Source organism: Dongia sp. P2_B8, from assembly GCF_056404715.1.
Window position 1 is genome coordinate 186,998 of sequence record NZ_JBFUDM010000009.1, and the last position, 17,671, is coordinate 204,668.

The 17,671-nt window shown below is 59.1% G+C and carries 8 protein-coding genes; 2 read left to right on the top strand and 6 right to left on the bottom strand.

The genetic code is table 11. The features are described 5' to 3' along the window. Positions 1-6: 6 nt before the first annotated feature. The 3 genes from AC1DWZ_RS21870 to AC1DWZ_RS21880 form a co-directional block, all read right to left on the bottom strand. On the bottom strand, positions 7-1,443 hold the full coding sequence (locus AC1DWZ_RS21870; protein ID WP_477171072.1) for a mannose-1-phosphate guanylyltransferase/mannose-6-phosphate isomerase: 1,437 nt from the start codon (positions 1,441-1,443) through the stop codon (positions 7-9). A 126-nt stretch (positions 1,444-1,569) separates the two neighbouring features. Then, positions 1,570-2,547: a M23 family metallopeptidase gene (locus tag AC1DWZ_RS21875; RefSeq protein ID WP_477171073.1), complete on the bottom strand. Its 978-nt coding sequence runs from the start codon at positions 2,545-2,547 to the stop codon at positions 1,570-1,572. Between the two features lie 101 nt (positions 2,548-2,648). After that, positions 2,649-9,107, bottom strand: a complete 6,459-nt coding sequence (locus AC1DWZ_RS21880) for a hypothetical protein (RefSeq protein WP_477171074.1) — start codon at positions 9,105-9,107, stop codon at positions 2,649-2,651. Between the two features lie 694 nt (positions 9,108-9,801). Here AC1DWZ_RS21880 and AC1DWZ_RS21885 point away from each other — a divergent pair. Together AC1DWZ_RS21885 and sbmA are read left to right on the top strand one after the other, a co-directional pair. Beyond that, a complete protein-coding gene (locus tag AC1DWZ_RS21885) occupies positions 9,802-11,169 on the top strand; it encodes an L-serine ammonia-lyase (protein WP_477171244.1) in 1,368 nt (455 codons plus the stop codon). A gap of 94 nt (positions 11,170-11,263) precedes the next feature. Further along, the gene (sbmA, locus tag AC1DWZ_RS21890; RefSeq protein WP_477171075.1) at positions 11,264-12,547 is read left to right on the top strand and encodes a peptide antibiotic transporter SbmA; all 1,284 of its coding nucleotides are present in this window, start codon (positions 11,264-11,266) and stop codon (positions 12,545-12,547) included. 2 nt (positions 12,548-12,549) lie between these two features. Here sbmA and AC1DWZ_RS21895 read toward each other — a convergent pair whose 3' ends face one another. The 3 genes from AC1DWZ_RS21895 to AC1DWZ_RS21905 all read right to left on the bottom strand — a co-directional run bounded on the left by AC1DWZ_RS21895 (position 12,550) and on the right by AC1DWZ_RS21905 (position 17,638). Beyond that, positions 12,550-13,617: a hypothetical protein gene (locus AC1DWZ_RS21895; RefSeq protein WP_477171076.1), complete on the bottom strand. Its 1,068-nt coding sequence runs from the start codon at positions 13,615-13,617 to the stop codon at positions 12,550-12,552. A 619-nt stretch (positions 13,618-14,236) separates the two neighbouring features. Then, a complete protein-coding gene (locus AC1DWZ_RS21900; RefSeq protein WP_477171077.1) occupies positions 14,237-15,250 on the bottom strand; it encodes an ornithine cyclodeaminase family protein in 1,014 nt (337 codons plus the stop codon). 45 nt (positions 15,251-15,295) lie between these two features. Continuing rightward, positions 15,296-17,638: a WD40 domain-containing protein gene (locus AC1DWZ_RS21905; protein WP_477171078.1), complete on the bottom strand. Its 2,343-nt coding sequence runs from the start codon at positions 17,636-17,638 to the stop codon at positions 15,296-15,298. Positions 17,639-17,671 lie beyond the last annotated feature (33 nt).

Genomic DNA, 17,671 nt, shown 5'->3' on the forward strand with positions numbered 1-17,671 from the left:
GTGTGTTCAGGACCTGCCGTAGGTGTCGTCGTAGCGGATGATGTCGTCTTCTTCCAGATAGGAGCCGGTCTGTACCTCGATCACGTTCAACTCCATTTTGCCTGGATTCTCGAGGCGGTGGCGCGTGCCGGCCGGAATGTAGATTGACTCATTTTCCTGCACCAGCTTGCTGTCATCGCCATGTGTCACCAGTGCGGTGCCATTGACGACGACCCAATGTTCGGCGCGGTGCAAATGCATCTGCAGGGAAATGCGCGCGCCAGGAGAAATGGTGAGACGCTTGACCTGGAACCTGTCGCCACGATGCAGCGACTGAAAGAAGCCCCAGGGTCGGCTCACGCGTTTGGGTTCGATCGCCTCCTGCCGTTGCAGCACCTTTAGCTGTTCTGTGATCTTGCGGACGGATTGCGCGTGTTCAATGCCAGCCACCAGGACTGCATCATCGGTCGCGACAACAATTGTGTCGGTGAGGCCGACAGCTGCCACAAGCGTATCGGCCCCATTGATGTAGCAGCGGGTCACATTCTCGATCAGGACGTCGCCCAACAGTACGTTCGAGGCTTCATCCTTCGGCAGGACATTCCAGATTTCCGCCCATGAACCAATATCGGACCAGCCGGCATCCATCGGCAACACTGCGGCGGCAGTGGTTTTCTCCATCACGGCGTAGTCGATAGAAATGTTGGGCGAAGCAGAAAATTGCTTCTCTCCGACACGGATGAAGTCATGGTCCGTCGTTCGCGCCGTGCAGGAAGCCTCCACCGTGTCGTATATCTCAGGCGCGAGCTTTCGCAGTTCGGAAAGATAGGATGATGCCTTGAAAACGAAGATACCGCAGTTCCAGTAATAGCCACCTTGACTCAGATAGCCTTCCGCGACAGCGCGGGACGGTTTTTCGGTGAATGAGGCAACCTGATAACCATTGGATCCGTCTATCGGCGCGCCGCGGCGGATATAGCCGAAGCCAGTTTCCGGGCGGGCAGGGATGGCGCCGAACGTAACCAATCGATCCTGCTGCGCAAGATCGACGGCTTGGGCGACGGCGGCAAGGAAGGTCGCCGTATCAGCGATCATGTGGTCGGATGGCATGACGACGAGGACCGCCGTTGGGTCCTCGAAGACCGCTTGGAATGCAGCCACGGCGATCGCCGCGGCGGTATTGCGCGCCACCGGCTCGAGAATAATGGTGGCTTCGCAATCGGCGATCCGAATCTGCTCGGCAACCGCAAAACGTAACGCTTCGTTGGTAAGGATGATCGGCCGGCCGAAGCCTGGTTTGCCATGGACACGCGCGATAGTGGTCTGGAGCAGGCTCTGATCGCCGACCAGTGCGCTCAATTGCTTCGGAAATGTCTCTCGTGAGAGGGGCCAAAGCCGCATCCCACTCCCGCCAGCCAGAATGACCGGCCGGACACCGCGCGACGCTTCAGGAACCACACCCATTCGCCAATCACCCCCGAAAGAATCTGGCGAAATGCTATCTCATTGCACACCAGATTCCGGCATAAGTTAACGGCAGAAATGAAGTTTGGACAGGGAAAATCGGGCGCTGCCGCCGCGTGGTAGGACTTAGGGCAGATGGATTTCCGTTACTCGGTCTATCACTGGTTTTTCACCGCGCAACAGGCGAATGACGCCGCGATAGGTGCCTGATGGCCATCCAGTGGCCGGCTTCTTTTTGCCCACAAAGGAGAAGAACAACGCCTTGGCCTTTGCCGCGGTCTGATCGCTTTGGGCGACGACGCTTCCGTCTGGCGCCGTGAGCTGCTGGATGATTTTGTCCCCCGCCTGCAGGCCAAAGAAATCGACCCAGAAGACCAACGCCGCGCTGTCGGCCGTTGGTGACGTGGCCATATAGGCGCCATGACGCGCGGCCTCAGGCGCAGGTTTCTCGGTCGAAAATCCTATATTGAGGAGACCAGCAGCCTGATAGGCAAGGTCTGGCAGCCAAAGTCGGTGCTTGGAGACACCACATCCGGCTCCCATTTCTTCATCTGTGAATGGATCGATCGGCTGATCGTTATGGCGTACTTCGAAATGAAGATGCGGAAATTCGGTATTACCGGAGAGGCCGATCTGCCCGAGCTTTTCGCCGGCCGCGACGGACTGGCCGGGCGCCACCACGATACTACCCTTCTTCATGTGGCCATACTGCGTCACCCAGCCATCGCCATGATCAATGATCACCGAGTTGCCAGCCATACGATCCTTGATCGCCTCGACACCGATGTCACGGACGTTGATGTCGTCCATGCCGTCGCGCAACCGCAGCACCGTGCCGGGCGCAGCTGCCAGGACATCGACGCCTTTCTCCATGGCGACATAGTTCTTCAGGCGGATATCAGTACCCTTGTGGCCGTCATAGGTCAGCCCGCCGCAGGAGAAATCAGCTGCACCAGACGTGGCATCCATATCGACATAGTTTTGAACGAAGCAATCTTGCCCCATCAGGCAAGCTGCCGGCATGGCAAAAGTGGGATCTGCCATCGCCGGCTGGATCGCCGCTGCCATAAACATGGCCGCAAGACCGATGGGCAAGCGAATCATTTACCAACACCTGCCGCCGGATGATCTAAGACGGACGGAACAACTCATTTCTAATCTACAGGCTCCAGCTTCCGACCACATAACGCGCCGCTGCAAGTGAATCAGAAGCTGAAATTATCTGCGTCCGTTAGCGTATGCGTGCCGACCAGCTTGACGACAGCGTCATCCGATCCCAGCGAAGCGCTCGCCGATTTATCTATCAGCACATAAGTGTCGCCAGCATACTGGAACGTGACGACGTTCGAGGTTGTGTGGCCATCGCCCGCCGCGGCGAGATTCAGCGCATCCTTCAGGGTGGCAGGATTGGCCAGATCGATATAGGAGCTGATATCCAGAGAATTCGTCGGCGCCCCATTCGCCAGGCTGGAAACATCGATCACATCGCCAGACGCGCCATCGCTGAAGTTATCGACAACCAGCGTATGCGCCAAGATCGACGCATCATTGGTCGTCGTAGTCACCTTATACGCACCGGTGAAGATGATGGTATCCGACTCGCCGTTCGCAGTGAGTTGCACGGTTGCACTGCCTTGACCGGCGCCGATGGTGAAGATGGTGGCGTTGCTCGGCGTGGACGTCTCGATTGTCTCAATGCTGGTCAACGTGGTGCTGCTGAGATCGATTGCGTTACCGTCGACGATCAGCGTATCGCTGCCGCTGCTGCCGATGACCGAACCGCCCGATGCCAGATCGGCCTGATCCACGGTAAAGGTTGTCGCGAGGGAAAGCCCCGCTTTCAAGATTTCGACACTGGAGAGGGTCGTGCTGGTGAGATCGAGACTGGCGTTGGCGATCACCAGCGTATCGGTGCCGCTGCCGTGACCAACTACGCTACCGCCGGAAGCCAGATCGCCCGAATTCACCGTGAATGTGGTGCCCAGCGAACTGTCGGTGGTCAGTATCTCGATGCTGGTCAGGGCCGTACTGGTGAGGTTCAGACTGGTGCCGTGTATGGACAGCGTGTCCGTGCCGCCGGTATGTCCCAGCACCGAGGTGACCGCGCTGAGATCGCTTTGGTCGACCGTGAAGGTTGTATTATCTGAGCTGCCGGCTTGAAGGATCTCGACACTGGAGAGAGTCGTACTGGTCAGGTCGAGGGAGGTCCCGACCGCCAGCAACGTATCGGTACCGCTGGCATGCCCCTCGACACTGCCGCCGGATGCTAGGTCACCCGAATCGACCGTGAAGGTTGTATTGGCAGCGCTGCTGGTGTGCAGAATCTCGACGCTGGACAGCGTTGTGCTGGAGAGGTCGAAATCCGTGCCAAGAATGATCAGTGTGTCGATGCCGGTGCTGCCCTGTACTGTGCCACCAGAGGCCAAATCATCCAGATCCATCGTGAAGGTGGTTGCGGTGGATTTCCCCGCCTTCAGGATTTCGATGCTTGTCAGTGTTGTACTGGTGAGATCCAGGCCCGTGCCGTTGATTGTCAGCGTATCGGTGCCGCTGCTATGGCCGGCCACTGTGCCACCGGAAAGGAGATCAAGCTGATCGACCTTGAAAATGGTCCCGGTAGAGGGGCTAGCCTGCAGAATTTCGACGCTGGTCAGCAACGTGCTGGTGAGATCGAGACTCGCTTCATTGGTGAGCAGTATATCGGCACCGGTGCTGCCCAGTACAACGCCACCTGAGGCCAGATCTGCTTGATCCACCGTAAAGGTCGTGGGGCCGGCAGTTGCCGCTTTGAGGGTCTCGATGCTGGTGAGCGTGGTGCTGGAGAGATCAAAGTCGGTGCCAATGATAATCAGCGTATCAGCCCCGGTGCTACCCTGCACTGTGCCACCAGTCGCCAGATCATTGAGGTCTACCGTGAAGGTGGTGGCGACTGCGAGGCCGGCCCGCAATATCTCAATGCTGGTGAGGGTCGTGCTGGTGAGATCCAGGCCAGTATCGCCGCTCGCCAGCGTATCGCTGCCACTGGTATGCCCGGTAACTGATCCACTGGAAGCTAGGTCGTCTTGGTTGACCGTGAAAATCGTCCCGATCGCCAGACCTGCCTTTAGAATTTCGATGCTGCTGAGAGTCGTGCTGGTCAGATTGAGACTGGCTCCGGCTGCCAACAAAGTGTCGGTGCCGCTGGTATGACCTTGCACGCTGCCGCCGGAAGCGAGATCGCCTTGGTCCACCTTGAACGTTGTGCCTGCGGCACTGCTGGTCGTCAAAACTTCGATGCTGGTCAGAGTTGTGCTGGAAAGATCCAGGCTGGTGCCGTTGATGGTCAGGCTGTCGCTGGCAGAGGTGGACGCCGCGCCGATCACCGTGCCCCCGGATGCCAGATCCGCCTGGTCCACCGTAAAGCTGGTGGGGTCGGTCGTGCCGGCCTTCAGGGTCTCGATGCTGGTGAGTACGGTGCTGGTCAGGTCCAGGCTCGCACCATTTGTGGCCAGCGTGTCATTGCCGCTGCTACCCTGCACGGTGCCGCCAGATAGAAGGTCGGCCTGATCCACCGTGAATAGAGTGGCGGTCGATTTTCCGGCTTGCAAGACCTCTATACTGGTCAGCGTCGTGCTGGTGAGATTGAGGCTGGTACCGTTGATCGCCAGTGTGACCGTACCGTTGGTGCCGGTCACCGATCCGCTAGACAGAAGGTCGGCTTGGTCCACCGTGATAAGGGTAGCAGCCGTGCTGCCGGCTTTCAGGATCTCGACACTGATCAGCGAGGTGCTGGTAAGGTCGAGCGCGGCTCCGGCCGCAACCAAGGTGTCGAGGCCACTGGTATGACCCTGTACTGTGCCGCCAGAGGCGAGGTCGCCTTGGTCAACGGTGAAGGTTGTGCCTGCAGCGCTGCTGGCCTTCAAAATCTCGATACTGGTCAGTGTTGTGCTGGCCAGGTTGAGCGTCGTGCCATTGATCAGAAGCGTGTCGTTGCCGCTACTACCAACGACCGTGCCACCGGAGAGAAGGTCGGCCTGGTCCACCGTGAAGAGGGTCGCGGCTGACTTTCCTGCCTTCAATATTTCGATGCTGTCCAGTGTCGTGCTGGTCAGATCCAGGGCAGTTCCGTTGACCGTCAACGTGTCGCTGCCGCTGCTATGGCCAGCCACGGTGCCGCCAGACAGGAGATCGCCTTGGTCGACCTTGAATGTCGTGCCAGTTGACAGGCCGGCTGCAATGATTTCGATACTGTCCAGGGTCGTGCTGGTGAGGTCGAGCGCAGCGCCAGCTGCCGCCACTGTGTCGTCTTCGCCAGTCCCGATAATCGTGCCACCCGAAATCAGATCAGCCTGATCGACGGTGAATGTGGTGGCGTCGGTGCTGCCGGCCTGCAGGATCTCGACGCTGGTGAGTGTTGTGCTGGAGAGATCAAAATCTGTGCTATTGCCGATCAGCGTATCGATCTTTGTCGAACCGATGATGGCGGCAAAGCTGCTTGGATCCTCGAGTGTGAAGGTGGTTGCTGCTGCCAGTCCGGCTTGCAGCGTCTCAATGCCAGTGATGGTAATGCCACCAAGGTCAAAATCGGTGGTGGCCAGGACAAGGGAGTCCGCGGTGCCGGTGCTGCCGGTGATCGTCGTGAGATCGGAGAGATCGTTGACGTCGAGGGTGAATTTCGTACCGCTGCTATGTACGCTGGAAAGCTGCTCGATGCTGGTCAAGGTCGTGCTGGTCAGGTCCAGATTGGTGCCTGCTGCCGCGACTGTATCGCTGCCGCTGCTACCGTTCACGGCACCGCCCGAAACCAGATCCGCCTGATTGACCGTGAAGGTTGTGGCGAGAGAATTGCCCGCCTGCAAGGTTTCGATGCTGGTGAGGGTCGTGCTCGAAAGGTTGAGACTGGTTCCGGCTGCAATCAGCGTGTCGATACCGGTGCTGCCGACCACAGATCCACTAGAAGCGAGATCAGCTTGATTCACGGTAAAGATGGTAGCGATGTTCAGCCCCGCCTTCAACGTCTCGACGCCGGTCACGGCTTTGGCGCTGAGGTCGATGACGGAACTGAGCACGATGAGCGTATCACTGCCGCCAGTGCTGCCGGTAATCGATCCAAGGCTGCCCAGGTCGCTGACGTCCAGCGTAAAGGTGGTGCCGTTGGAATGAGCGCTCGAGAGAATTTCCACGCTGCTGAGCGCTGTGCTGGTCAGGTTGAGACTGGTGCCGGCTGCAGCCAGCGTGTCGTTGCCAGTGCTGCCGGCAACTGTTCCGTTGGCGGCAAGGTCTGTCTGGTCCACGGTGAAAGTTGTCGCACTTGTCGAACCGGCCTGCAGTTTCTCGATGCTGGTCAATGTCGTGCTGGCGAGATTCAATGCCGTTCCAGCAATCAACAATGTATCGACGCTGCTGCTGCCGACGATCGAACCACCGGCCGCCAGGTCGCCCTGATTGACGGTGAACAGCGTGCTGTTGCTTGAGGCGGTGATCAGCTTTTCGATGCTGGTCAGGCTGGTGCTGTTGAGATTGAAGGCCGTCCCGATAATCGTCAGCGTGTCAATACCGGTGCTCCCGGTAACCGAGCCGCCTGAAACGAGATCTGCGGCATCCACCTTGAACGTCGTTGCCGTGCTGAGAGCCGCCCCCAGATTCTCGATGCTGGTCAGCGTCGTGCTGGTGAGGTCGAACAGCGTGCGGGCCATCTGCAGCGTGTCGCTCCCGCTGTTGCCAGCGATATCTAAGGTGTTGAGCTGCGCCTGATTGACCGTCAGCACAGTATTGCTGGTGGTTCCAGCCTGCAATTCTTCGATGCTGGTCAATGTCGTGCTGCTGAGATTGAGCGACGTCCCGCCGGCTACGATGACATCCGTACCGGTCGAATGGCCAATGATCGAACCGCCCGACGCCAGGTCGTTCTGATTGAGTGTGAAAGTGGTGGCGTCTGTGGTGGCAGCAAGCAGTTTTTCGATGCTGGTGAGAGCGGTGCTGCTGAGATCGAAATCCGTGCTGAGGATGCTCAAGGTATCGGAACCGGTGCTGCCGATCACCGAGCCGCCAGAGGCCAAATCATCGGCCTCGACCGTGAAGGTTGTGGCGGTTGCCAGACCGGCCTTTAGTATTTCAACGCTGGTCAGCGATGTGCTGGTGAGGTCGAACGCCGTGCTCTTGATGGTCAACGTATCGTTGCCGGCGTTGCCATTGACGGATCCCCCCGAAGCCAGGTCGGTCACGCCATTCGTGTTGACGACAAAGGTTGTGGCGGCAGTTGTGCCTGCCTGCAAAATCTCTATGTCGGTCAGGGTCGTGCTGCTGAGATCGAGAAGGGTGCCGGCCGTCTGCAATATATCGACGTCACCTGTGCCTATGACAGAGCCACCGCTGGCGAGGTCCGCCTGGTTGACGGTGAAGATTGTCGCATCGGTGGATCCGGCCACCAGTTTCTCGACGCTGGTCAATGCCGTGCTGCTGAGATCGAAGATGCTACCCAAGATGATCAGCTGATCGGACCCGCCGCTGCCAATCACCGAGCCGCCTGAAGTGAGATCATCGGCATCAACTGTGAAGGTGGTGGCGGTCGCCAGCCCGGCTTGCAATTTCTCGACACTGGTCAGCGCCGTGCTGGTGAGATCGAATGCCGTGTTTCTGATGATCAGCGTATCGGCACCGGTGTTGCCGGTGACGCTGCTGGCGGTGCCGCCCGCAGCAAGGTCATCCGCATTGACCGTAAAGGTCGTTGCGGCGGTCGTGCCGGCTGCCAAGATCTCAACGCTGTTCAGGGTCGTGCTGGTCAGATTGAGGGTGGCGCTCATCGTTTGCAACGTATCGTCTTCACCGGTCCCCTCAACCGTGCCGCCGCTGGCGAGGTCCGCTTGGTTGACGGTGAAGGTGGTCGCATCGGTGGAACCGGCCAGCAATCTCTCGATGCTGGAGAGGGCCGTGCTGCTGAGATCGAAAGCGGTATCCAGCACAGTCAGCGTATCCGAGCCGCTGCTGCCGATCACCGAACCGCCCGAAGCGAGGTCATCCGCATCGACGGTGAAGGTGGTGGCGACAGACAACCCTGCTTTCAGGATTTCAATGCTGGACAAAACCGTGCTGCTGAGGTCGATGGCGGTATTCTTGACGATCAGCGTGTCGTTCCCGCTGCTGCCGGTGACGCTGGTCAGGGAGGCAAGATCGCTGGCGTCGATGGTGAAGGTCGTGGCGGTCGATTTGCCGGCGAGTAGGCCTTCGATATTATCCAGGGTTGTGCTGGTCAGATTGAGGCTGGTGCCATTGATTGTCACCTTGTCGCCGGCCGTGCCGCTGCCGACAATGGCGCCGCCGTTCGCCAGATCTAACTGGTCGAGCGTAAATTGGGTGGCGGCTGTCGACCCGGCTTGCAGAATCTCCACGCTGGTGAGAGTCGTGCTACGAAGATCGAAGCTGGTGCCGACAATGATCAGCGTATCGGCGCCGGTGCTGCCGATGACCGAACTGCTGGAAATCAGATCGGCCTGGTCCACTGTAAAAGTGGTGGCAAGCGTCAGACCCGCTTTCAGGATCTCAATGCTGGTCAGCGTCGTCCCTGAAATATCGGCATCCGCTGTGTTGAAAAGAAGGGTATCCTTGCCCGCCAGACCATCGATCGCCGTGTCGCCTGCCACGAAGGTGATCGTGTCGCTATTGGTCGTGCCGGTTTGCATGGTCATCGGATGCCCCCAGGGTGATTCAGTGAAGCTGCCGACGCGGAGCGCGTCTCATTGCCTCGTTCCCAACAGCTACGCGTATATCGCGTATATATAGCTTCTAGGAATATAACTCTACCATTATACGCCCTACCACCGATATTTACATAGCGTCGAATACCCGAAAGGAAGACGTGCACCTGCCAGCGGGAGGTCGAGGCAACGTATGTTCATTTTCGCGGAGCATTTGGAGCAGCAAAATGTTTGATTCTCGCAGATGTTTCTCGGGTCTTGTTGACCGCAAGCCTGGTGAAGGATGACCACCCACGTGGCAGGACGCGACAGTTCAAATATCGGCGCGTGCTTAATGCCGTGCCGCCAGACCCTTTGCAGAACCCGGCCGGCCTCATCCTCCCGCCAAACGCATGGAGAGGGGAGGCACGAGGCGGGAACATTTTGGATGCTAAAAAGCCGATGCACATCTTCGTTTCCGGCGGCCTCACCGGATCGGTGGCGTGATGCCGCTTGATGCCGCTACGCCCCCTTGAGCATTTCAGCATATTCTTGCCGTCTCTAGGCGGGTGCCGAGCATACGGAACCGCGATAGCTATTTTTAAAGCCGTTTGGTTACGCTAGCATGACGCCGGGCCTGCCAGAGATTGATTCCAGCCCGCCTAGAGAGTTTTGAGACCGCCAGATGTTCCTCAGTGTCTTCGACATGTTTAAGATCGGTATTGGCCCATCTTCATCCCATACGATGGGGCCGATGACCGCCGCGGTTCGCTTCCTGAATATGCTGCGCAATCACAAATCCGCCAGTGTGCCTGCGGGCCTGCGGGTAACTCTCCACGGGTCCCTGGCCTTTACCGGCAAGGGGCATGCAACGGACCGAGCCGTAGCCCTGGGGCTGATCGGTTATACGCCGGCTGGAATTGTGCCGGGCGAGGCCGAGCAACGATTGGCCGACCTTTACGACAAAAAGATTGTGCGGCCGGACGGGCTGCCAGCGCTTGCCTTTGATCCGGTGGCAGACATCGTGTTCGACTATGGCCCTTCATTGCCCGGGCATTCGAATGGCCTGGTCTTCGAGGCGGTCGATGCGCAGGGAAGATCGTTCCTGAGGGAGGTTTTCTATTCGATCGGCGGCGGCTTCGTCGTGACCGAGGCGGAACTCAACAACCCGACATCCGCGACCGCGGAAACAAATGCTGTTTCCCGGCCGTATGCGTTCGACAGTGCGGTTGCCATGCTGGCAATGGCGAAAGAAAGCGGAATGTCGATTGCTGCGATGAAACGCACAAACGAGTTGCAGACGATGTCGCCACAGGATCTCCAGGATGGACTCGACCGCATCTGGTCGACCATGAACGGCTGCATTGATCGTGGTTTGTTGCAGACGGGCGAGTTGCCGGGCGGGCTGCATGTAAAGCGGCGCGCGCGATCGATCCGCGAGCAGCTCGAAAAAGAAAGGGGCACCAACAGGGCGCAGCCTCACGTCACCTCAGACTGGCTGAGTGTCTATGCCATGGCCGTCAATGAAGAGAATGCGGCCGGTGGCAAAGTCGTCACGGCACCCACCAATGGGGCTGCCGGCGTGGTACCAGCGGTCATCCGTTACTATCTTGACCACTGCTTCGGTGCCGAACCTGCGAAGGTATCAGAATTCCTGCTGACGGCTGCGGCGATCGGTGGATTGATCAAGCACAATGCCTCGATTTCGGGCGCCGAAGCCGGCTGCCAGGGCGAGGTCGGCTCGGCGGCCGCGATGGCTGCGGCAGGACTGTGCGCGGTCCTGGGCGGGACCCCGTCGCAGGTTGAGAACGCAGCGGAAATCGCGCTGGAGCATCATCTCGGCATGACCTGCGATCCGGCGGCTGGTCTCGTGCAGGTGCCGTGCATCGAGCGCAACGGCATTGGCGCCATCAAGGCGGTAGCGGCTGCATCGCTCGCCCTGCGCGGCGACGGTTCTCATTTCATGCCACTCGACAATTGCATCGAAGCTATGCGGCAGACAGGCGAAGAAATGAACAGCAAGTTCAAAGAAACGAGCCTAGGCGGCCTTGCCGTAAATTTGCCTGAATGTTGAAAGCCTAATTTTGGCAGTGACTCAACCTTTTACCCAATCATCTGGTCATTTAGAGGCGCGCTGATCCGCGCCTGCAGATAGGGAGCAATTCAACGTGTTCCATTCCTTCTTTCCCAAACCGCGGCTGTTCTTCCTCTCCTTCGCCATCTGGTCGATTCTGTGCGTCCTCGTCTGGTTCTTCCTGGCGCAGGATGGCTGGCAGGGGTTGAGCCTTGGCAGTCTCTTCGGTCTGCATTTTCCGGCCGAATTGCCGGAGGGTGCCGATGATGCGGCGAAAGCAGCGTTTGCCGCCGCCAGTGATTTGCCAGCCAGCTTTTGGTTTTATCAGTATACCTTGGCCAGTTACGCGATCTTCTGTGGCTTCTGGCTCTGGTTTGCGCCGCATGGCTGGGGTCGCTGGTCGGTGCTGGGCTCGGCGGCAATCATCTTCACGACATGGTACCAAGTGCAACTCGATGTGATGATCAACGAATGGTTTGGCTCGTTCTACGATCTCATTCAGCGTGCGCTGGCGAACCCTAAAAGCATCACGGCCGAGGATTACTACGGCCAGCTGCTGACTTTTGCCAGGATTGCGCTGCTTTACATCACCATCGCGGTCTTCAGCAGCTTCTTCATCAGCCACTATGTGTTCCGCTGGCGGACGGCGATGAACAATTATTATATGTCGCTGTGGCCGAAGGTGCGGCATATCGAAGGCGCCTCACAGCGCGTCCAGGAAGACACGATGCGATTTGCGACGATCATGGAGGGTCTGGGCGGCAGCCTGATCGACTCCGTGATGACATTGATCGCCTTCCTCCCCATCTTGTGGGCGTTATCGGTCCATGTGAAGGGTTTGCCACTTATTGGCGACGTACCACAGCCTCTGGTCCTCGTTGCGATCCTGTGGTCGGTGCTGGGAACCGCCATCCTTGCCATCACTGGTATTCGCCTGCCGGGCTTGCAATTCCGCAACCAGCGGGTTGAGGCGGCTTATCGCAAGGAACTGGTGCTGGGCGAAGACGACCCAACGCGAGCGCAGCCTCTCACCGTGCGGGAGCTTTTTAACAATGTGCGGAGCAATTACTTCCGGCTCTATTTCAACTATCTTTATTTCAACGTTGTGCGGTACGCCTACCTGCAGGCGAGCGTGCCGGTTGCCTATCTGGTGCTGGGCCCGTCGATCCTTGCTGGGACGCTCACGCTCGGCGTCATGCAGCAGATTGCCCGAGCCTTCGACCGAGTGCAGAGCTCGTTCCAATATCTGGTGAACTCATGGACGACGATCGTCGAACTGCTGTCAATCTACAAACGTCTGAAGGCGTTTGAAGCGGCTATCAATGCACAGCCTCTGGCGCCGATTGAACAGGAGGTTTTCGTCGCACCTCAGGCCTAGATCTAGACCTGCGCCCGGGCATGAACCGGGCGCAGCCTTTGCAGGGCCGGCGGCAGGATCTCTCGGAGCCAGGTCAGAATTTGCGCACGACGTCGGAAATAGACGATACCGGCAGCGATGACGCCGAGGCCGATGGCTGACAAAGCGATCGGGAAGAGCAGGGAATCAGCAAACACCTCGTCAGCGAGATAACCAAGATAGTAGGCGATACCGAACGCGCCGAAGATCGCGTAGATCCGGCGCATCAGGAAGACAGAGAGGAACACCAGGGCGATGTTGATCAAGCAATAGAAAGCTTTGGCCAATTCGCTGTCACTGTCATGCATGCTGAGACCGCCCCAGAAAGCGGAGATGCCGCAGAGATGCAGCCAGAAGGCAAAGTCCCCGGCCGCCCATTTCCTGAGGTCAAGGATGCCGGCGATCACCATGAGTGCGAGGCCGAACCACATAGAGACGTCCTGCCGGATGGTCCAGCTCCAATTGTCGCCATGGAAGATCCAGGGCGTGAGGTCCATCGACAGGAACCACAGCGCCAGGGCCATGATGGCGGCGATGAACGGGAAGGGGTAGGTCCGCAAGGCAAGGGCGCCCACCAAGATTGTGCCCAGCTCCATATAGACCCAACTGGCATTGATCCAGTCATAGAAGGCACCGTAGGTGTCAGGTTCGTCAAAACCCGTTGGCCAAAGATCATAGCTCGCCTGGACGCCGAAGATGGCAAGCGGCGTCATGCTGACGGCTACCGCAATGAGCAGGCCGGCCGGTACACGCAGGCCGGGGCGATTCCACAGCTTGTGCGCAATTGCCGTAGCAATGGCGGCGTAGATCAGCGCCGTCATGGTCAAGGCTTTGCCGCCCATCGCATCGAAGGCCAGGGTCGTGAACAGGCCCATGGCGCCGATGATGATGAGGGCGCCTGCATACCAGAGGATATGGGAGAAATCGAAACGCGCTGGCTGCGCAGGCGGCTTCCGGGTGGCGAGGAAGGCACGCAGGCGCTCCACCTGGCTGCGATCGAGAATGTTGGCGGCGACGGCCGCATCGAGGTCGCTGTCGTCGATCAAGCGCATGGCCAGTTTGCCTCTTTGTTGAAATGCTGCCCGAGTCGCGCCGTCCTTGAGAGAGTATCGGGCGGTCCGCCACGAATGTCGATGTCAGCCACGGAAAAGAGGAGCCGGGCAGTCTTGCAGGACTGCCCGGCTGAGTGAGGCTTGGTTCTGGGAGATCGGATCCCCTGCGGAGGACAGTAGGATCCGGGAGTGTGACTGACGAACCGGTCATCATCGCGATCAGGTGATCAAGTTGAAGACTTGGGTGGTTGTCGAGCCGCCGGCATTCGAGCTGTTTATTTGCCCGGCCACAATCGAGGCTTCCTCGCGCCACAGTTAGAAAAACTATTGGGTGTCAGGACACTAGAAAATCTTCAAGGCAGACGAAGGGAATCTCGTTTGTGATGCGGGTGCGGTCATCTTAGCGTTGTGCATCGGCGCTGCCTTGCAGTGGGTGGGGTTGGAGGCGAGACGTTCCCTCTCGCGCTTTTGATCCTGCTTCTCAACAGCAGGCGATGCCGTGATGCGATGGCCGGTGATCTCTTCGGGTGCCACAGCGCGCGGCAGCGCTATTGGGACCAACCTTCAGGCGACGTCGGATCGCCAGGGGTGAGAGATCGCCGGCTTCGTGGCGGCCCTCTCAGATAAAGCGCAAATTCTGGCCGATGCCCAACTTGGCCGCTTTGGTCAGCAAGGCATGCCCAAGAGCGATGTCACTGAGACTGAGGCCGCGATGCCAGAACAGATTGGTCTCAGCATCGTTCTCGCGTCCCGGTTTCAAGCCGGCCACGATCTGGCCGAGTTCAGCATGCAGGTTTTCTTCGGTGAGGCGGTCGCTGTCGACATGCTGACGGAGGGCTCCGAAGGGCAGGCCTTTGCGGCATTGCCCCCAATCATCGACCACGACCTTATCCATGATGTCGGTGAGGGAAATTTCGACGGCGCTCATGGTGCCATAAGGGACGACCAGGGCGCCGCGCTTGATCCATTCGGTCTTCAGCAAGGGTCGCGGCTCCGGCAGGCGCGATGCTTCAACGACGATATCAGCGCCACGCACACAGGATTCCCAATCGGCCGTAACCGAGACTTTCTTTCCAAGGTCGGCCGAGAGGCGCGCTGCAAAGGCGTCGCGGCTTTCCGGACGGCGCGAATGCACGCGGATTTCATCAAAGTCGAACAGTCGGTCGAGCAAGCGCACGTTCCAATAGGCGGTGCCGCGGGCGCCGACATGGCCCAGTACCTTGCTGGTCTTGCGGGCGAGATGCTTCGCCCCGAGGGCGGTGATGGCGCCGGTGCGCATGTCGGTGATGGCGGTTGCGTCCAGAATAGCCTTCGGCATGCCGGTCTGCGGGTCAAAGAGATTGAGGACCGCCATTTCCGAGGGGAGTCCCTGCTCGAAATTGCCAACAAAGTCGCCAACCACTTTGACACCGGCAAGGCCCAGCGGCTTCACCACCCCGCGCAATACGTTGAAATGGCCGAGCGCCGAGCTTTCCGGCACCAGATGCACGCGGGGCTCGATCACGGTCTGTTTGTTACCCTGGGCACGCAGGCTTTCCTGGACTGCAGTCAGGATTTCGTCGTCGGTGAGCGCGAGCTTGGCGACATCTTCGCCATTGAGGAAACTGATGTAGATCGGCTTGGTCGTGGTCATGCTGGGTCCCCGAGGCGAATCTGACTGCGTCGATCAATCATCGCCTTATTGCCCGGTTTTGGCGATCAGCAAATCGGCGCCAATGGAGTAGACGTCCGGCTCCTGCACATCGGAACCATAGACCGCGCGGAACGCCTTGGGGTTCTTTTCCCGTTGTGCGAGGAACAGCGTGGGCAAAGCTGCATAGGTGAATTTCGCCACCTCCTGTGATGATACCCAGCCGTCGCGTGGATCGACATCGCCCTTGCCTTTCAAGGCCTGGTCGACGAGGTAGGTGAGGAAGCCAGCACCAAGTTCGGCGCTTTCCGGCGCCAGTTGATCTCGCCGTGTGGCGGTGAGAACCTGGATACCGGAGCTGCGCAACCCGTTGGTCAGGAAGCGCTTCTGGAACGAGGTGACGGCGTAGAAATTCTCGACCGTGCCGCCCGAATAGCAGGCGTCGATGATGACGAAGACGCGCTGTGCACCGGATTTTTCCAGAGCAGCTCGGATGTCGCTCGCCGAAATCCAGGTGTCGGGATCGTCAGCCGTTGCATCGCTGGGCAGGAAGTACCAATCGCTGTCATCGGTGACGCCGTGGCCCGAGAGGAAAAGGATCACCGAATCTTCCGGTTTGGCGGTTTTCAAACCATCGAGGGTGGCGAGGATCCGGGCGCGGGTTGCTTTGCCGTTGGTGAGGTCTGAGCTTGCGATATCGCTGAAGAGCGTTTTGGAATAGGTCGAGACCACCGACTTGACGCGCTCGGCATCGTTGGCGGCGACCTTCAATTGATATTCCTTAGGCAGGCGGCCGTAGGCGGAGATGCCGACTGTGATGAGATTGAGACGGCCCCTGCGGGGTTCGCCGGAGAAGGTCTTGCGCATCTCTGCCTGCTCGCCGGGATTGTCGTAGAATCCGGTCGCTACCGCCTGGAAGACATTTGGCCCCGGTACCGGCCACACATTGTAACCGACGACCCGGACATGCTTGCCATCAATCTCCGCATCCTTCTGCTCCAGGATGGCGCCGATATCGACGATCTTGCCGTTGTGATAGAGCCGGACGTCTTTGATGCCACCGCCTTGGTCGGTGGCGATGACCAACAATTGGTAAGGCTTGTCGCCAGCGAGATCGGTGGAAATCGGTTCGATTTCCGATTTGGGCGGCAGGGGAAATTTCTCGACCGGATTGCCTGGCACCTCGCGCAGCGCGCGCTTGTCCTTGTCGAGCACAGCTGACAGCATGCCGGGATCCGCGAAGGCCTGAGTGAGGGAGGAGATTGGGAAATTCGACTTCTTCACCGCCCAGGCGATACCGCGCAGCCCACTGGTCGAGCCGTCGAAGCGACCCTGGCGGTCGATCAATGCCCAGCCCTGGCCGGATATGAAGATCGACAGCACGAGCTCCTTCGTTTCCGTGTCGAAAACTTGCAACGCCCCGCTGGCGTCGATCACGATGACCTTGGCTGCCGCCTCATCATAAATGAGACCAATAGCTGGTGTCTTGAGCTCGGTGATCTTATGTCGCGTCTTTCCGGTTCTGAGATCGACGAGATCGACGGTCCTGTCGTCACGCAACGCGACCGCACTGGCGCCGGTAAGGCCGATGTCAGCCATGTTCATAGCGCCGATATCGCCCAGCCCGCCGGCATGCTGCAGGGCCCCCTTACTGCCGAGGACGGCCAATTGGTTGCCGTCCTGCGAGAGATACAGGGCGGCAACGGATTGCCCCAGAGCCACCTTTTGTGTCGTGGGCTTACCGTTTGCCGCGTCGATGACAATGACATTGCCGGCATCATCCCCTGCCGCAATGAATCTTCCATCGGCAGAGACAGCGAGCCGGCGAACGGCAGCGTGCAAACCGGGCACCTGCCAAACCTGCTTGTTGCCATCGAGCTGCCAGGCCGCGATCTCACCTTTTTCGGTGCCGGCAAAGGCCCAGACATCATCGGAGCTGCCGGCGAGAGCTGTGATTGCGGCCGACTTGCCTGCAAGGGTTGCGAAGGCCTTGCCGCTGTGTGGGTCGATCAGCTGAATACTGCCATCTGAGCTGCCGATCATCAGGGTTGTGCCGCTGGCAGATGGCGCAAAGGCGGTGCCCGGTTTTGCCTTGATCACGGCCTGCTGGCTGCCGGCCTGAAGGTTCCAAAGGCGATAGGCGCCATCACTGCCCAGCAGAGCAAAGCTGTTGCCACCGGTGCCGACCGATACGTCAGTGAGCCTGAGGAGCGGTGTGCTGATCTTCAGCTGCGCCTGGGCATAGAGCACGTTTTCGGAAATGTGGCTGCCGATCGCGTCGAAGACAGCGTCCTGGGCGGACGTTCGGGCTATCGATAGGCCGGCAGACAGCAGGAGGCAAAGCGGCAGCAGCCGTACTGCATGGCGCAAGTGGAACAGTGAGGCAAACATATCTGCCAACTCCAATCCTTGAACGCCGTCCCT